The 17,211-nt window shown below is 70.8% G+C and carries 11 protein-coding genes; 3 read left to right on the top strand and 8 right to left on the bottom strand.

All coding sequences use genetic code 11. From position 1 onward, the window contains the following. Positions 1–6 precede the first annotated feature (6 nt). The 8 genes from ACIBU0_RS04700 to ACIBU0_RS04665 form a co-directional block, all read right to left on the bottom strand. Positions 7–1,680, bottom strand: a complete 1,674-nt coding sequence (locus ACIBU0_RS04700) for a PHP domain-containing protein (RefSeq protein ID WP_398811563.1) — start codon at positions 1,678–1,680, stop codon at positions 7–9. A 17-nt stretch (positions 1,681–1,697) separates the two neighbouring features. Further along, positions 1,698–3,524 carry a LamG-like jellyroll fold domain-containing protein gene (locus ACIBU0_RS04695; RefSeq protein ID WP_398811559.1) on the bottom strand — a complete coding sequence of 609 codons (1,827 nt, stop codon included), beginning with the start codon at positions 3,522–3,524 and terminating at the stop codon, positions 1,698–1,700. Between the two features lie 32 nt (positions 3,525–3,556). Further along, positions 3,557–6,523, bottom strand: a complete 2,967-nt coding sequence (locus tag ACIBU0_RS04690) for a glycoside hydrolase family 2 TIM barrel-domain containing protein (protein ID WP_398811556.1) — start codon at positions 6,521–6,523, stop codon at positions 3,557–3,559. Beyond that, positions 6,520–7,467, bottom strand: a complete 948-nt coding sequence (locus tag ACIBU0_RS04685) for an alkaline phosphatase family protein (protein ID WP_398811800.1) — start codon at positions 7,465–7,467, stop codon at positions 6,520–6,522. The genes ACIBU0_RS04690 and ACIBU0_RS04685 overlap by 4 nt, the downstream gene beginning before the upstream one ends. A 28-nt stretch (positions 7,468–7,495) precedes the next feature. Further along, positions 7,496–8,368, bottom strand: a complete 873-nt coding sequence (locus tag ACIBU0_RS04680; protein WP_398811548.1) for a carbohydrate ABC transporter permease — start codon at positions 8,366–8,368, stop codon at positions 7,496–7,498. Continuing rightward, positions 8,365–9,249 (bottom strand): carbohydrate ABC transporter permease, encoded by an 885-nt coding sequence (locus ACIBU0_RS04675; protein ID WP_398811797.1) that lies wholly within the window; start codon positions 9,247–9,249, stop codon positions 8,365–8,367. Before ACIBU0_RS04675 ends, ACIBU0_RS04680 begins: the two co-directional genes overlap by 4 nt. A gap of 124 nt (positions 9,250–9,373) precedes the next feature. Beyond that, the gene (locus ACIBU0_RS04670; protein ID WP_398811546.1) at positions 9,374–10,654 is read right to left on the bottom strand and encodes an ABC transporter substrate-binding protein; all 1,281 of its coding nucleotides are present in this window, start codon (positions 10,652–10,654) and stop codon (positions 9,374–9,376) included. A gap of 65 nt (positions 10,655–10,719) precedes the next feature. Further along, positions 10,720–11,808 (bottom strand): carbohydrate kinase family protein, encoded by a 1,089-nt coding sequence (locus tag ACIBU0_RS04665; RefSeq protein WP_398811544.1) that lies wholly within the window; start codon positions 11,806–11,808, stop codon positions 10,720–10,722. A 158-nt stretch (positions 11,809–11,966) separates the two neighbouring features. On the opposite strand from ACIBU0_RS04665, the gene ACIBU0_RS04660 reads away from it, so the two are divergent. The 3 genes from ACIBU0_RS04660 (at position 11,967) to ACIBU0_RS04650 (ending at position 17,208) form a co-directional block, all read left to right on the top strand. Then, complete coding sequence (locus ACIBU0_RS04660; protein WP_398811794.1) at positions 11,967–12,731, top strand: DeoR/GlpR family DNA-binding transcription regulator; 765 nt, start codon at positions 11,967–11,969, stop codon at positions 12,729–12,731. Continuing rightward, positions 12,728–14,068, top strand: a complete 1,341-nt coding sequence (locus ACIBU0_RS04655; RefSeq protein ID WP_398811542.1) for a 6-phospho-beta-glucosidase — start codon at positions 12,728–12,730, stop codon at positions 14,066–14,068. The genes ACIBU0_RS04660 and ACIBU0_RS04655 overlap by 4 nt, the downstream gene beginning before the upstream one ends. Positions 14,069–14,148: 80 nt before the next feature. Then, positions 14,149–17,208, top strand: coding sequence for an alpha-mannosidase (locus tag ACIBU0_RS04650; protein WP_398811539.1), 3,060 nt, complete (start codon positions 14,149–14,151; stop codon positions 17,206–17,208). The last annotated feature ends 3 nt before the right edge of the window (positions 17,209–17,211 follow it).

Below are 17,211 nucleotides of genomic sequence, written 5' to 3'. Positions count from 1 at the left end.
CGTCGATCAGCCCGTGACCTCGACGAACACGGGGTTCGAGTAGAACCACGTGTCCGTCCACGGGTCACCGTTCCCGGGCTCGTGCGGGATCGGGCCGTGCGGATCGGCCGACGCGCCGAGGTAGCCCGCGCCGTGGCGGTTGCCGTCGCTGCCGCGCAGCCGGACGTAGAAGGACTCGTCCCCGGCGATCAGCGGGATGCGCAGGGTGTACGTCCCCGTGCGGCCGCTCACGTCCCTCGTCACGGCGACCTTGGTGTCGGGCGCCTTCCAGGAGTCCCGGTCGGCCACCGGGCCGCGCACGGCGCCCCGGATGACGTCCACGTGCGCCAACTCCGGCAGGATGCCGTGCGGGTTGGGGCGGGAGGCGGTCGTGACCGTCACGTACAGCGTGAGCTTCTCGCCCCTGCGCACGCGCAGGCGGCCGCCCAGCGTGACGCCCCGGCCGAAGTCGCAGTCCCGCTTGAGGCGCACGTCGAGGCCGTCGAGCAGATGCCCGTGGTCGACCCAGACCCGGCCCGCGCGCAGGCCCGCCATCACCGCCCGGTAGCCGTAGCGGGTGACGCCGACGTGGGTGCGGCTGAACTGGCCGGGCCAGAAGTCGCTGCCCGGCTGCGGGGTGTCGGTGTTCACCGGGTCGGGGAGCTTGCCGGTGGTGTCGAAGTTCTGGCCGGCAGGCCAGTCGCCGTTCTTCCAGGTGTCGAAGACGATGCGGTGGGCGTCGGAGTTCGTGGTGATCGAGAACAGGCTGCCTTCTGCCAGCATCGAGTCCCACAGACCGCCGACCGTCGCGGTCGCCCAGTCGAAGCCGCCGTACGTCAGATAGGCGTCCGCCGGGTAGCCCGCCCAGGACTGGGCCGACGGCTTGTTCTCGTACTCGCCGCGGATCGAGTTCGCCCCGCGCCAGCCGGGGATGGCCGCGCCCTGGGCGCCGGGCGCGCCCTCCATGCCGATCATGATCTCGGGGGCGGCGTCCCGCCAGCCCCGCATCTCGTGCGGGGAGTCGATGCCGAGGCGCATGGGGTGGTTGGCGAGGACGAGGACGTCGTCGACGTATCCGCTGCGGCGCTGCTCGGCCAGCCACTGGATGGCCTTGACGGCGTGCGCCTCGTTGCGGGCGGTGTCCGTGCCGCCCGCCGAGCCGTCGGTGTAGCCGAGGAGCTTGCCGTCGTAGGCGCTCTCGAACCGGGTGAGGACGTCGACCTCGTTGGGGCCGGGCGCCGCGAAGACGGTGCAGTGCTCGGCGGCCGGGATGTACCACTCCAGGCCCTGGAAGATCAGCTGGCGCGGGTTCTCGGCGCGCGCCCTGAGGATCTCCTCGTGCTCCAGCGGGGCGCCGTATCGGGCGTGCCCGAAGTTGGAGTGCTCGGTGAACACCATCCAGTCCAGGCCGTACTCGGCGCCCGCGGCGGCCAGTTGGGAGAACGTGTACTTGGCGTCGTGGCTGTAGACGCTGTGGATGTGGTGGTCGCCGACCAGATAGGCCAGGCGGGGGTCGTCGCCGCCCAGGCGCCGGTCGGCGGCCGCGGCGGACACGGCGGGCAGGGCCGCCGGGCTCAGCGCGAAGGCGGCGCCGAACAGGCCCGCGCGGCGCAGGAGTCGGCGTCTCGACACGCCTTGGGCGTCGAGGGCGGCGGGGGAGACGGACGGGTCGGCCCAGGAGGGCAGCTGCTGCTCGGTCATGGTGATCCTCGAAGGGCTCAGTGGTTCATGAAGGACGTGACGGGCAGCGCCCGCGCGACGATCCGGACGTCGCCGAGGCGGCCGTACAGGATCTGGTCGATCCGGCCGCCGTACTCGTAGCCGCCGAGCAGCCACGGCAGCCCGACGGAGGTGATCCCGACCGCCGGCGCCTTCGGGTTGCGGACCACCGGGCAGCCCTCGACGTACAGCGTCGTGTGCTCGCCGTCGTTGACGACCGCGAGGTGCCACCAGGTCTCCAGCGGCGTCTCCTGGCCCCAGTTGGTGGCGATGCCGTCCTGGTTCAGCGGGCGCATCGCCCACTGCGGCTCGCGGTCGTTCGACAGGGAGAGGGTGGCGAGCGGCTCGTCCGGGTCGTCGGCGGTCTTGCCGGCCGCGCCGCCCGTGCCGGAGCGCCCGACCAGGCCCGACCATGCGTGGTGGGAGGGGTCCCAGTCGGCGGGGAGTCGGTAGAAGGCCTCGATGGTGTAACCGTGCGCGAAGGTCGCCGAGTTCAGCGGAGCACCGTCGACCGTGCGCAGGTACGCGCCCTTCAGCGGGGACTTGAAGCCCTGGAACTCCAGGCTGCCGTGGCCCGGCTGGTCGGGGTGGTGGTCGGCCGACCAGCCCAGCCTGCCGCCGCCCACGGTGACGACGGTGAGGTCGTTGCCGCGACCGGCCAGATCCCGGACGCCGTCCCCCACCGGCTCGTCGAAGCGCCAGTACGCCATCGTGCCCGGGATGAGCATCCGCGACGCGGGCCGCGCCGGGCGGGCGGGCACCGGATCGAAACCGGAGAAGCGGCCGGCGAAGTCGATGTCGACGCTGAACCGGTCGGCGTCGCCGCTGAGTTCGATCTCCTGCCGCTCCAGCTCGTTGAGCCCCCTGGCGGCCCGGCCCAGGATCCACGGCGAGACCGTCTCCACATCGATGACGTTCCGGTCGAGATCGAACCGGTACAGGCGGATCATCGCCGCGCCGCCGAAGTAGCGGTTCTGGTAGTTCGTCAGATGCAGGTGGACATCGTTGCCCGCGGCGTTCTTGCGGGTCGCCCGGCCGGCGGGCCAGTAGTGCCCGTTGAGGGTGAGGAAGATCTGGTCGTGGTCCTCGATCAGCCGGTCCCACAGCTGCTGCCCGTACGCCGACAGGGAGTCGTCCTCGACGACCAGCTCGTGGGTGGTGAGGATGACCGGTGTCTTCGGGTGCGCGGCCATGACGTCCTGGGCCCAGGCGTAGCCCTTCTCCGACAGCCGCCAGTCCAGCGCGAGCACCATCCACTCACGGCCGGCGGCCTTGAAGAGGTGGAAGGTGTTGTAGCCGTCCGGGGAGGCACCGCCGAAGGTCTTCTTCCCCTGGAACCGCTGGGGCCCGAAGGCGTCCAGGTACGGCGTCGCACCGCGCTGGTCGGTCGTCGACGACTTCACGTCGTGGTTGCCGGCGAGGACGCTGTAGCCCACGCCCCGCCGGTCCAGGAGACGGAACGCCTCGCTGATCGCGGCCACTTCGGGCTGGGTGCCGTTCTGGGTGAGGTCCCCGAGGTGGGACAGGAAGACGATGTTCTCCTCCCGCCCGTGCTGCAGCAGATAGCGCAGGGACGCCTCCACGGGTGCCTTGTCGATGCTCGGCCCGTCGAAGAGGTACTGCGTGTCCGGCATCACGGCGAGCGTGAAGCGGCGGCTGTCCGGGTCGGGCCGCCAGCCCTCCGCGGCTGCCGCCTGCGCTTCGGCCGGCAGCGCGACCGAGGCGGTGGCAGCGGCGCCGATCAGGGCCGTGGCCCTGAGGAAACTGCGTCTTGCGGCGCCGGCCTGCGCGGCCTCGCCCTGGTCGTGCGCATGCGAAGTACACATGGGTGCTCCATGAAAGAGGGGGAGGAAAGAGTTCAGAGAACGCGCAGGGTCCAGCTCCAGCGGTGGATGCCCGGCGGAACGCGATACGAGGGGAAGGTGTCGGGTCCGCACGACGCCGTGCCGAGACCTCGGTGCGCCGCGTCGATGTGCACCACACAGCCGGGGCGCGGCACCAGTTCGTCGTGGTGCGCGGCGGCGGTCAGGTCCTCGGCGCGGTAGCGGGTGACGGAGACCTGACGCGGTTCGTCCAGGACGACCGAGAGACCGGTGGCGTCCGGCGCGGACAGCGTGAACCGCCGTACGCCGTGCCGGCCACCGCTCTCCTGAGGGCGTAGGTAAGGGGTGAACAGCTCGTCGACGGGGACGGCATGGTGGCCGACCGGCGCGCCCGCGCTGCGGTCGGGATACGACTCCCAGGGCCCCTGCCCGAACCACTCCAGCAGGTCGAGCCCCGTAACCGTCTCGAAGACCGTGCCGACCCGCGCCACGTCGTCGAACGCCTCCGGCAGCTCGGCCTCTTCCTCGACCCGGACCCCGCCCTCGACGGGCGTGAGCACCTGCCGGTGCCGTACGACACCGCTCGTGCCCGCGTACTCGGCCTGCACGGTCAAGCGCCCGGCGTCCCGCCGTACGGACACGACCTTGCGTACCAGCGCGTCGAGCCCCCAGCTCCGCCAGCGCTGCGCCATGCCGCCCAACTCGTCGTTGTCGGTGGGCGCCCGCCACAGCGAGAGGGTGGGGGCGGCCGTCAGCAGAGGGTGGACGAGGAGACCCTCGCCGTCCACCTCGACCTTCCCCCAGCCTTCGGCCGGGGGGATCCCCAGGTCCGCGTGAGCAACCGGGACCGGAGCGGGCCCGCGCAGCCGCACCTGCGGTGTGCACACCTGCGTGCCGCGCGGCGCCCACGGCAGGTCCTTCGCCGTCGTCACCCGCAGTGTCAGCCACGCCTCGCCGCCGTCCTCGGGCAGCGCCAAGGGCAGCGGCACCACCGCCGTCTCGCCCGGGCACAGCTCGGGCAGCTCGGCCGGCGCGGTCAGGGTGCGGCCGTCCGCCAGCGACAGCACCCACACGGCCGCCAGCCAGTCGAAGCCGCGGAAGTGCTGGTGGTTGGTCAGGACGATCCCCTCGTGGGGGAAGCGCTCGATGCGCACCGGCGCCGCGATCTCCCGGTGCTCGTACATCGCGGGCTTGGGCGTGCGGTCGGGAAACACCACGCCGTCCGCGATGAACGCGCCGTCGTGGATCGTCTCGCCGAAGTCGCCGCCGTACGCCCACCGGTGTCCGGGCGCGGCGACACCGTTGTCATAGAGCCCGGCGCCCCCACGCCCAGCCGGTCTTCCGTCGCTCACGCGTTGCAGAATCCCGTGGTCCCAGAACTCCCAGATGAACCCGCCCTGAAGACCTGGGGTGGCCTCGATGGCAGCCCAGTGGTCGGCGAGCGTGCCGTTGCTGTTGCCCATGGCGTGCGAGTACTCGCACTGGATCAGCGGCTTCGTCTGCTCGCCGGAGAGCGCGTGGGCCACGCAGTCCTCCAGCGGCGCGTACATCGGGCAGGCGATGTCGGAGGCGAGTTCCGGATCCGCCCAGCCGCGCTTGGCCGCGCCCTCGTACTGGACCGGGCGGGTGGGATCGTGCCGGCGCACCCAGCCCGCCGCCGCGTCATGGTTCGCGCCGTAGTCGGACTCGTTGCCCAGCGACCAGACGATGACCGACGGATGGTTCTTGTCGCGCAGCACCATCCGCGAGACGCGGTCCACGAAGGCGTTCAGATAGCGCGGGTCGTCCGCGATCTCGTGGGCGTGGTCGTGGGACTCGATGTCCGCCTCGTCGACCACGTAGAAGCCGAGCTCGTCGGCGAGGTCGTACAGCGTGGGGTCGCCCGGGTAGTGGGCGGTGCGGATCGCGTTGAAGCCGAACCGCTTCAGCAGGACGAGGTCCGCGCGCATGTCGTCGTACGACACCGTCCGCCCGGTCAGCGGGTGGAAGTCGTGCCGGTTGACGCCCCGGATGAACACCCGCTCACCGTTGACCAGCAGATCACGGCCGACGATCTCGACGTCGCGGAAGCCGACGCGGTGCCGGGAGGTGTCGGCGACCGTGCCGTCGGCGCGATGGAGGCGGACGGTCAGGCCGTACAGCTCGGGCGTCTCCGCGTTCCAGGTGCGTACCTCGGGGACGGTGGTCAGCAGCCGGGCCTCGCCGAGGAAGTCGGAGACGCGTTCGTCCTCGGCGTTCACGCGGTCGAACTCGCCGTCCTGCGCGAGCCGTCGGCCGTCCAGCTCCCCGGTGAGGTACCACCCCTCGGGCAGCGCACCGCCCGCGTGCCGCACCCGGCAGTCCACTCGCAGCTCACCGCTGTACCGCGCCCGCACGGTCACGTCCGCGAGATACAACGGGTCGGTGGCGTACAGCAGGACCGAACGCGTGATCCCGCCGTGCCACCACTGGTCCTGGTCCTCGATGTGCGAGGCGTCCGACCACTTCACGACCGTCAGACGTACGGTGGCCCGCTCGCCCGCCCGCACCACCCCGGTCAGATCGAACTCGGCGGCCAGATGGGAGTCCTTGGAGATGCCGACGGGCCGCCCGTCCACGTGCACGAGCAGCACGCTCTCGGCGGCCCCGACCTGGAGCACGATCCGGCGTCCGGCCCACTCGGCGGGGATGTCGACCTCACGCTCGTGGACGCCCGTCGGATTGGCGGCGGGCGAGTGCGGAGGAAATTCTGCATACGGCATACGGACGTTCGTGTACTGCGGCAGGTCGTCCGTGTCCTGCATGGTCCAGACGCCGGGGACGTGCACCGAGTACGCGGAAGACACAGCACCGCCGACCGGCGCGTCCGGAGCGGACAGCAACTGGAAGCGCCAGTCGCCGTCCAGGGGGAGTGCTCCGCAGCGCCGGTCGACGGCGTTCATGGGCAGCCGCCCCCAGGAGGTCACCTCGGGTGTCTCCCAGGGGCGCAGGGCGATCAGGGGATCGCGGGGTGCGTCGGTCATGGCCCTTCCGGAGTCGGTGCGGACGTGGGTGACGTCGAGCCGGGCAGGATGCGGCCCGGCAGGCCCCAGGCGGGGTCGACGGGGATGCCGAGACGGTCCAGGACGGTCGGGGCGATGTCGATGAGGCGGGGCGCCCGGAGCCGGGTGCCGGCGGGCAGGCCGGGCTCGGCGAGGACGACGAAGACCTCCCGTTCGGCGCGGGTGCCGCCGCCGTGGCCGCCGGTGTCGAGATGGCCGTGGTCCGTCGTGACCAGCACGGTCCAGCGCTCGTCGGCACGCCCGGGCTCCGAGCGCCGGGCGTCGATCGCCTCCAGCAGCCGCCCGAGGTGGGCGTCCTGCATGAGAAGCGCCCGGTCGTAGGCGGGGGAGAGCGGGCCCGTGGCGTGGCCGGCCTCGTCGGTGGCGCCGAAGTACACGAACATGACGTCCGGGTCGAACCGGGTGAGCCAGCGCAGGGCGGTGCGGGCTACGCGGCGGTCCGCGGTCTCGTAGCCCTTGGACTCGCCGTTGTGGCGCACACGCCGGCCGATGGCGCGGCCGAGGGTGCCGCGGCGGACCAGGGCCGGCCAGGACACCGCGGCCGCGGTGCGCAGTCCGGGCCGGGCGGTGACGGCGCGGGTCAGGAAGTCGGGGTAGCGGGCGTAGTCGGCGCCTTTGAAGTCGTTGCCGGTCACCCCGTGCCGGTCGGGCCACACGCCGGTCAGCACGCTCGACCAGCCGGGGCCGGAGTCGGTGTAGGCCATGCTGGTGGACGGCCCGCCGTCGGCCTGGCCGTCCACCTCGCCGTAGGGCAGCAGGCTGGTGCCGTGGGCGCCCGCGGCCATCAGGCCGTGCAGGACGGGGGCGTTGGACGGCTCACGGGTGAGCCGGTCGTAGCGCAGGCCGTCCATGCCCACGACGAGCACCTTGCCGCGCCGTGGCAGTTCCCCGCCGGCGATCTCCACCACTGTGATCCTCCCTGTCGACACCGGTTCAGCTGCCCTGGACCGCACCTTCGGTGGCGCCCGCGATGAACCCGCGGGCGAAGATGCTGAAGACGACGACCAGCGGGAGGGCCGCCATGAGCACCCCGGCCATGACCATGCTGTAGTCGGTGTTGTGGCCGACGTTGAGCTGGGCGAGCTCCACCTGGAGCGTGACGTGGTCGGGGTTGGTGAGCACGATGAGCGGCCAGACGTAGTCGTTCCAGGCGTTGACGAAGGCGTAGATGGCGAGGAAGGACAGCGCGGGCCTGATCATCGGCAGTGCGATGTTCCAGTACTGACGGAAGAACCCGGCGCCGTCGATGCGCGCGGCGTCGAGCAGTTCGTCGGGCACGCCGTTCTGGATGTACTGGTGCAGCCAGAAGATGCCGAAGGCGTTGGCGAGGGCCGGCAGGGCCAGCGCCTTGAGCATGCCGACCCAGCCGATCTCGGACATGAGGATGAACTGCGGCAGGACGGCCAGCTGGAGCGGCAGCATCATGAACACCAGCAGCGTGCCGAAGAGCACCTTGCGCCCGGGGAAGTCGAACTTGGCGAAGGTGAACGCCGCCAGGGAGTCCACGAACAGCACCAGGACCGTGGTGACGCACGCGACGACGACCGTGTTGAGCATCGACCCGAAGAAATCGATGGTGTTCAGCACATGCCGGATGTTCTCCAGCAGATGGGAGCCGAACGTCAGCTTCGGTGGGCTCTGGTAGATCTCCTTGGTGGTGTTGGTCGCCATCACGATCGTCCACAGGAACGGGAAGACCGAGATCAGGACGGCCAGGACGAGGAGGATGTGCGCGGTCAGGCCCCGGGGGCGCCGCAGCCGCCGCCTCGGGCCCGTGGCGGGCGATGGGGTGGCGGCTGTCGTCATGACTTCCTCCCTCGTTGCACGATGCGCCAGTTGATGACGACGAGCACGATGATCAGTACGAAGAAGGCCCACACGATGGCCGCGCCGTAGCCGTAGTCGTTGTCGAGGAAGGCCGACTGGTAGAAGTACAGCAGTGTGGTCAGGCCCGCCTGGCCCGGGCCGCCGAGGTTCTGGTTGGCGGCGTTGCTGGCGAAGAGCACCTGGGGTTCGCTGAAGCTCTGCAGGCCGTTGATGGTCGAGATGACGACGGTGAACAGGATGATGGGCCGCATGATCGGCATGGTGATCTGGAAGAAGGTGCGGACGGGGCCGGCGCCGTCCAGCTTGGCCGCCTCGTAGATCTGCGTCGGGATGGCCTGGAGACCGGCCAGGTAGATGATCATGTTGTACCCGGTCCACATCCAGGTCATCAGCAGCGCGATCACCACTTTGATCAGCCACGGGTTGCTCAGCCACGGGACGGGCTCGATGCCGACCGTGCCCAGGATCGCGTTGACCAGACCGAAGTTGTTGCTGAACACCGCGCCGAAGAAGATCGCCACGGCGACGATCGAGGTGACGTTCGGTACGTACAGGGCGATGCGGTAGAAGCCCTTGAAGCGGCGCACCGAGTGCAGCAGCGTCGCCAGCACCAGGGCCCCGAACAGCGTGGGCACGGTGGACAGCACCCAGATCACCAGGGTGTTGCGGATCGACAGCCAGAAGACCGGGTCGTTCCAGAGGAACTCGAACTGCTGCAGGCCCACGAACTGCTTGGTGCCCAGGCCGTCGTAGCGCTGGAAGGACAGATACAGCGAATAGAAGACGGGGCCGAAGGAGAAGGCGGCGAAGATCAGGAAGAAGGGCGAGATCGCCATGTACTGCCGCCAGTACGACAGCACTCCGCGCCGCTTGGGACGAGGGGTGCCCGCGGGCGGGGTGCGCCGCGGGCGGAACCGGGCCGGGCCCGGCCCGCCGCGGTGCCCCTGCACCGCGACGGGGCCGGTGACCGGAGGTGACGACACCTCAGCTCACCCCCTGTCGCCGGGCGATCTGCTTGGCCTGGGCGACCGCGTCCTTCCAGGCGTCGTCGGGCTTCTTGCCCTTGGCCTCGATGCTGGTCAGCTCGGCCATGAAGGGCGCCATGACCGCGGAGTCGGCGGGTGCCTCGTAGCTCACCGGGATGGCCTCGGCGGCCGGGCCGAAGACGTCGATGATCTTCTGTCCGCCGAAGAAGGCGTCGGGGCCCGTCATGGCCGCCATCGAGTACGTCGCCGGAGAGGCGGGGAAGATGGTGGCGTCGGTGTAGCTCTTGGCGTTGTTGTCCGGGCTGAGGATCCAGCTGATGATCTTGAACGCCTCTTCGGGGTTCCGGCACTGCGAGGGCAGGGCCAGGTAGGAGCCGCCCTGGTTGGCCGGCCCGCCCGGTGTCGCGCAGACCCGCCACTTGCCCTTGGTGCCGGGGGCGGCCGACTCGATGTCCAGCGCGTGCCAGGCGGCGCCGAGTTCGGTGGCCAGGTTCTTGCCGATGGCGGCGTTCCAGGTCTGGTCGTTGATCTTGGCGTCGATGCCGAGCGTGTAGGGGCGGATCGCCGTCTCCCACGCGGTGCGGATGTGGTCCTGGTCGCCGATGAAGTGGTTGTCCTCGTCGATGAACCGCTTGGTGCCCTGGCCGACCGCGATGCTGAACACCGAGCTGATGTTGTTGACCAGGAAGACACCGGGCACCGCCTTCTTCAGCTCGGAGCCGAGCGCGAAGTAGTCCTCCCAGGTCTTGGCCTCGGCTGCGACCTTGGCCGGGTCGGTCGGCAGCCCGGCCTTGTCGAACAGGTCCGCGCGGTAGAAGAGCGCGGTGGGACCGATGTCGATCGGGAACCCGATCTGCTTGCCGTCCTTGGTCTGCGCGAGCTTGGTCTTCCACTCCAGGTACTGGGACGAGAGCTTCTTGAAGCCCAGGTCGTTCAGGTCGAGGAAGCGGTCGGCGTTGGGCAGGAAGGAGGCTATGTCCTCGCCCTTGATGCCGGTGATGTCGGGCACGGAGGAGCCGCCCGCGGCGAGGGTGGTGGTGAGCTTCTGCTTGAAGTCGCCGCCGATGGAGGCGGCGGTCAGCTTGACCTGGCCGCTGAAGTGCGTCTTGGCCTGCGCGACCACCTTGTCGCTGAGCGCGCCACCCCAGTACCACAGGGTGAGGTCCTTGCCGTTCTTGGTGCCGCCCGATTCCGAGCCGCCGCCGCAGGCGACGGTCAGGCCGGACGCGGCCGCGGTGAACACGGCGGCCTGGAGGAAGCCTCTACGAGAAAGGTCCACGGGTCACTCCTGTTGTTCCTGTTCGACGTGCTGAGGGCTGTTCGACGTGCTGAGGGGATGGGGGATCAGTGCCGCCGTTCGGAGGCGCGTGGACCCACGGGCGGGGGACCGGCCGGCGGGGTGACGGGTGCGTGGCGCACGGGCGGGCCGACGTCGGCCGGGATGCGGTGCTCGAGGAATCCGTACGCGCGTCGCAGGCCGGGGTCTTCCGCCGACCGCCACCAGTGGTCGACGCCGTACCAGCCGGGGGCCGCCAGGGCCCCGCCGTGGTGCTGGACGGACAGTCCGGCGGCGAGCACGGCGAACCGCAGCCGTTCCTCCAGCGGCCAGCCGCCGAGTGAGGCCGCGACGAAGCTCGCGCCGAAGACGTCGCCGGCGCCCGTCGGGTCGAGGACGTCGACGTCCAGGGCGGGGACCTCCGCGTACTCGCCGGTGATCTGGTCGACGGCGACCGCTCCGTCCCCGCCGCGCGTGACGACCGCCACCGGCACCAGCTCGCTGAGCGTGCCGAGGGCCGCGACCGCGCTGTCGGTGCGGGTGTAGGCCATCGCCTCGGTCTCGTTGGGGAGGAAGGCGTGGCACAGGGAGAGCTGGTCGAGGAGGTCGGTCGACCACTGCTGTGAGGGGTCCCAGCCGACGTCGGCGTAGATCTGCGTGCCGTTCGCGGCGGCCTTGGCCAGCCACTCGCGGGGTTCGGCCTCGATGTGCACGAGGGCCGTGCGCGCCTCGGGCGGGTCGCCCATCAGCACGTCCTGCGAGTACGGGGGTTCCTGGCCGTGGGTGACGAGGGCCCGGTCGTGGATGGGGGTCCCCCCGCTCGAGCGAAGCCGAGGGTGGGGGAGGGCGAGGGAGACGGTGACCGGGGTGGGCCAGCCGTCCGCCGTGCGGGAGAGCGAGAGGTCGATGTCCTCCTGGTCGCACAGGACGTCCCGGCAGTACTCGCCGTAGAGGTCGTCGCCGAACACCGTGGCCAGCGACGTCCTCAGGCCGAAGCGGGCCGCGGCCACCGCCAGGTTGGCGATGCCGCCCGGACCGCAGCCCATGCCCCGCGTCCAGATCTCCTCGCCGGGGGTCGGCGGCTTCCCGAGCCCCGTGAGGACGAGGTCGTAGAAGAGCAGCCCGGTCAACAGCACATCGGGCCGGTCGTCGTCCACGGCAGCGTCCTCTCGTCGCGAGCGGGGAGTCCGAGAGCAGGGCTCGTCAAAACTCTTCAATTCGGTGACCGGAATCGTGCGCCGCTCAGCGAGATTGGTCAATACCCGAGCAGAAACGAGCATGGCGATGATTGAAGATGACGAGTAGTGTTCACGCCATGCTGGCGGAACGACGACATCAACTCATCCTGCGGGCGCTGCGCTCCGGCGGCCCCGCGGCTGTGACCGACCTCTCCGAGCAGCTGGGTGTGAGCCCCGCCACGATCAGGCGTGACCTGGTCAAACTCGAGGAGGACGGGCTGCTGACCCGGGTCCACGGCGGCGCGGTCGCGGACGAGGGCGACCAGCCCTTCGCCGAGGTCGCCGAGGTGCGCGTACCCGAGAAGGACGCCATAGCCGCCCACGCCGCCGCGATGATCGAAGATGGTCAGTCGGTGCTGCTCGACATCGGCACCACCGCCTTCCGCCTCGCCCGCCAGCTGCACGGCCGCCGCCTCACCGTGATCACCAGCAACCTGGTGGTCTACGAGGAGCTCGCCGACGACGAGGGCATCGAACTGGTGCTGCTCGGCGGCATGGTCCGCCGCGAGTACCGCTCCCTGGTCGGCTTCCTCACCGAGGACAACCTGCGCCAGCTGCATGCCGACTGGCTCTTCCTGGGCACCAGTGGGGTACGGCCGGGCGGACAGGTGATGGACACGACGGTCGTCGAGGTGCCGGTCAAGCGGGCCATGATCAAGGCCAGTGACAAGGTCGTCCTGCTCGCCGACGCGGCGAAGTTCCCCGGGCACGGGATGGCGAAGGTGTGCGGTCCCGAGGACCTGGACGTGGTGGTGACGAACGCGCCGGTCGACACGGCGACGCAGGCCTCTTTGCAGGAGGCGGGCGTCGAGGTCGTCGTGGCGGGAAAGGTGCAGACGTGAAGCTGACGATTCTGGGCGGCGGTGGATTCCGCGTACCGCTCGTGTACGGGGCGCTCCTCGGCGACCGGGCCGAGGGCCGGGTCACCCACGTCGTGCTGCACGACCTGGACGCACAAAGACTCTCCGCGGTGACCCGCGTGCTCGCCGAACAGGCGGCCGGCGTCCCCGACGCGCCCCGGGTGACCGCCACCACCGACCTCGACGAGGCCCTGCGCGGCGCCGACTTCGTCTTCTCCGCGATCCGCGTCGGCGGTCTGGAGGGCCGGGCGAACGACGAGCGGGTCGCGCTCGCCGAGGGCGTCCTCGGCCAGGAGACGGTCGGCGCGGGCGGCATCGCCTACGGCCTGCGGACGGTCCCGGTCGCCGTCGACATCGCCCGGCGGGTGGCCCGCCTGGCCCCCGACGCCTGGGTCATCAACTTCACCAACCCGGCCGGTCTCGTCACCGAGGCCATGTCCCGCCACCTCGGCGACCGCGTCATCGGCATCTGCGACTCGCCGGTCGGCCTCGGCCGCCGTATCGCCCGCGTGCTCGGCGTGAAGAACCCCGGCGAGGCGTGGATCGACTACGTCGGCCTCAACCACCTCGGCTGGGTCCGCGGCCTGCGCGTCGCCGGCCGCGACGAACTCCCGCGCCTGCTCGCCGACCCCGACCTGCTCGGCTCCTTCGAGGAGGGCAAGCTCTTCGGCGTCGACTGGCTGCGGTCGCTCGGCGCCATCCCGAACGAATACCTGCACTACTACTACTTCAACCGGGAAGCCGTCCGCGCCTACCAGCAGGCCGACAAGACCCGCGGCGCCTTCCTGCGCGACCAGCAGGCCCGCTTCTACGAGGAGGCCCGGCGCGCCGACGTTTCCGCCCTGGAGGTCTGGGACCGCACCCGCGCCGAGCGCGAGGCCACCTACATGTCCGAGAACCGGGAGACCGCCGGCGCCGGAGAGCGCGACGCCGACGACCTCTCCGGCGGCTACGAGAAGGTGGCGCTCGCCCTGATGCGGGCCATCGCCCGCGACGAGCGCACCACCCTGATCCTCAACGTCCGCAACCAGGCCACGCTGTCCGTCCTCGACACCGACGCCGTCATCGAGGTCCCGTGCCTGGTCGACGCCAACGGCGCGCACCCGGTCGCGGTCGCCCCGCTGCCCGACCACGCCACGGGGCTCGTCTGCGCGGTCAAGGCGGTCGAGCGCGAGGTACTGGCCGCCGCCGAGTCCGGCTCCCGTACGACGGCGGTGAAGGCGTTCGCGCTGCACCCGCTGGTCGACTCGGTCAACGTCGCCCGCAGGCTGGTCGACGGCTACACCGGGGTCCATCCCGGTCTCGCGTACCTTAGGTAGCGCTCGCTCGGGAAAGCGCTTCCACCCCCCGGCTCCACCCTCGCTTCCCCTCTCCGCTTGCTCCCTCCCTGGAGACCCTGATGCACGACGAACGCCGCCGGATCGAGGAACGCGTCGAGCGCCTCCACACCCAGCGCATCAAGCCCGCGATCTACTCGGCCACGGTCCCGTTCGAGGTCGAGGCCTGGCAGGCGCCGGGCGAGCCGGTCTCCTTCGAGGAGGCCGCGGCCGCCCGGTACACGCCCTTCGCGATGGACACCCCGTGGGGCCCGCCCTGGGGCACGACCTGGTTCCGGATGCGTGGACGGGTGCCCGCCGAGTGGGCCGGACGGCGCGTCGAGGCGGTCATCGACCTCGGCTTCGTCGGCGACTGGCCCGGCAACCAGGCCGAGGCCCTGGTCCACCTGCCCGACGGCCGGCCCCTGAAGGCGGTCAACCCGCTCAACCAGTACGTGCCGGTCGGCAACCCGGTCTCGGGCGGCGAGGAGATCGACTACCTGGTCGAGGCCGCCTCCAACCCGGACATCCTGGCGAACAACTTCGCGTCCCCGACCCCGCTCGGTGACGTCCTGACGGCGGGCGACAAGCCCCTGTACACCTTCCGGCGCGCCGACCTCGCCGTCCTCGACGAGGAGGTCTGGCACCTGGACCTGGACGTCCAGGTGCTGCGCGAGCTCATGGTCCACCTCGGCGAGCACGAGCCGCGCCGCCACGAGATCATGCACGCCCTCGACCGGGCCATGGACACCCTGGACCTGGACGACATCTCCGGAAGTGCCACCGCCGTACGCGAGGTCCTCGCCCCCGTCCTGGCCCGCCCCGCCCACGCCAGCGCCCACACGATCTCCGGCGTCGGCCACGCCCACATCGACTCGGCCTGGCTGTGGCCCATCCGCGAGACCAAGCGCAAGACGTCCCGCACCTTCTCCAACGTCACGTCGCTCGCCGACGAGTACGACGACTTCATCTTCGCCTGCTCGCAGGCCCAGCAGTACGAATGGGTGCGCGACAACTACCCGCACGTGTGGGCCCGCATCCAGGAGTCGGTGAAGAAGGGCCAGTGGGCGCCGGTCGGCGGCATGTGGGTCGAGGCCGACGGCAACCTGCCCGGCGGCGAGGCGATCGCCCGCCAGCTCATCCACGGCAAGCGGTTCTTCATCGAGCACTTCGGCGTGGAGACCAAGGGCGTCTGGCTGCCGGACTCCTTCGGCTACACCGCCGCCTACCCGCAGCTCGCCAAGCTCGCCGGCAACGACTGGTTCCTCACCCAGAAGATCTCCTGGAACCAGACCAACAAGTTCCCCCACCACACCTTCTGGTGGGAGGGCATCGACGGCACCCGCATCTTCACCCACTTCCCGCCGGTCGACACCTACAATGCCCGCTTCAGCGGCGAGGAGATGGACCGCGCGGTCCGCAACTACTCCGAGAAGGGCGGCGGTACGCGCTCCCTCGCCCCCTTCGGCTGGGGCGACGGCGGTGGCGGCCCCACCCGCGAGATCATGGAGCGGGCGCGCCGCCTCGCCGACCTGGAGGGCTCGCCCAAGGTCGTCGTCGAACACCCCGACGAGTTCTTCGCCAAGGCCCGCGAGGAGTACCCCGACGCCCCCGTGTGGGTCGGCGAGCTGTACCTGGAGCTGCACAGGGCGACGTACACCTCCCAGGCCCGCACCAAGCAGGGCAACCGGCGCTCCGAACACCGCCTGCGCGAAGCCGAGTTGTGGGCGACGACCGCCGCGCTGCACGCGCCGGGCTACGCGTACCCGTACGAGAAGCTGGACCGCCTGTGGAAGACGGTCCTGCTGCACCAGTTCCACGACATCCTGCCGGGCTCGTCGATCGCCTGGGTGCACCGGGAGGCGGAGGCCGAATACGCCCGTGTCGCCGAGGAGTTGGAGGCACTGACGGCGGAGGCGGTGGCCGCGCTGGGCGGTGGTGACGCCCGGGTCTTCAACACGAGCCCGTACGAGCGTGCCGAGGTGGTCCGTACGGCAGAGGGCGCACCGGTGTACGTGCGGGTGCCCGCGAGCGGCAGTGCGCCCCTCGCCGACGGCATCGAGTCCCCGCAGCCCGTGCGGGTCGACGGCCGTGTCCTCGACAACGGACTGGTCCGGGTCGAGGTGGCGGAAGACGGAACACTGTCGTCCGTCTTCGATCTACGGTCGAACCGTGAAGTCCTCGCCGACCAGGGCAATCTGCTCCGCCTGCACACGGACCTGCCCAACTACTGGGACGCCTGGGACATCGACAAGCACTACAAGAACCGTTACACGGACCTGCTGGACGCGGACACGGTGACCGTCGTGGAGCAGGACCCGATGCTCGGGGCGATCAAGGTCGAGCGGGCCTTCGGCAAGGGGTCGCGGCTCACCCAGACGATCACCCTGCGCGCCGGCAGCCCCCGGATCGACTTCGAGACCGAGATCGACTGGCACGAGGCCGAGAAGATCCTCAAGGCGGGCTTCCCGGTGGACATCCGCGCCCCGCACTCCTCCGCCGAGATCCAGTTCGGCCACATCCAGCGCCCCACCCACACCAACACCAGCTGGGAGGCGGCCCGCTTCGAGGTCTCCGGCCACCGCTGGGTGCACATCGCCGAGCCCGGCTACGGCGTCGCGGTGATCAACGACTCGACGTACGGCCACGACGTCTCCCGCACGGTCCGCGAGGACGGCGGTACGACGACCAGGGTCAGCCTCAGCCTGGTCCGCGCCCCACGCATCCCGGACCCCGAGGCCGACCAGGGCAAGCACCGCTTCACCTACGCGCTCCTCCCCGGCGCGAGCATCGAGGACGCCGTCGCCGAGGGCTACGCCCTGAACCTGCCCCTGCGGGTGGCGGCTGCGGCGGGCGCGCCCGAGCCGGTCGTCTCCGTCGACGGCGACGGCGTGACCGTCGAGGCGGTCAAGCTGGCCGACGACCGGTCCGGCGACGTCGTCGTACGCCTCTACGAGTCCCGCGGCGGCCGCGCGACCGGTGTCCTGCGCACCGGCTTCCCGCTCGCGGGCGCCCAGGTGACCGACCTGCTGGAGCGCCCGCTGGAGGAGGACGCGGACGTCACCGACGACGGAGGGGTCGCCGTCACGCTGCGCCCCTTCCAGGTCCTCACCCTCCGGCTGCGGCGCACCGAGAGGAGCTGACCG

The organism is Streptomyces sp. NPDC049627 (assembly GCF_044465645.1).
Classification (GTDB): domain Bacteria; phylum Actinomycetota; class Actinomycetes; order Streptomycetales; family Streptomycetaceae; genus Streptomyces.
This window is presented reverse-complemented; position numbering and strand designations above follow the sequence as displayed.

What these genes read in the sequence shown, in the direction of transcription:
- ACIBU0_RS04700 (WP_398811563.1), bottom strand. Translation starts at nt 1,680, where the DNA reads ATGACCGAGCAGCAGCTGCCCTCCTGGGCCGACCCGTCCGTCTCCCCC.
- ACIBU0_RS04695 (WP_398811559.1), bottom strand. Translation starts at nt 3,524, where the DNA reads ATGTGTACTTCGCATGCGCACGACCAGGGCGAGGCCGCGCAGGCCGGC.
- ACIBU0_RS04690 (WP_398811556.1), bottom strand. Translation starts at nt 6,523, where the DNA reads ATGACCGACGCACCCCGCGATCCCCTGATCGCCCTGCGCCCCTGGGAG.
- ACIBU0_RS04680 (WP_398811548.1), bottom strand. Translation starts at nt 8,368, where the DNA reads ATGACGACAGCCGCCACCCCATCGCCCGCCACGGGCCCGAGGCGGCGG.
- ACIBU0_RS04660 (WP_398811794.1), top strand. Translation starts at nt 11,967, where the DNA reads ATGCTGGCGGAACGACGACATCAACTCATCCTGCGGGCGCTGCGCTCC.
- ACIBU0_RS04650 (WP_398811539.1), top strand. Translation starts at nt 14,149, where the DNA reads ATGCACGACGAACGCCGCCGGATCGAGGAACGCGTCGAGCGCCTCCAC.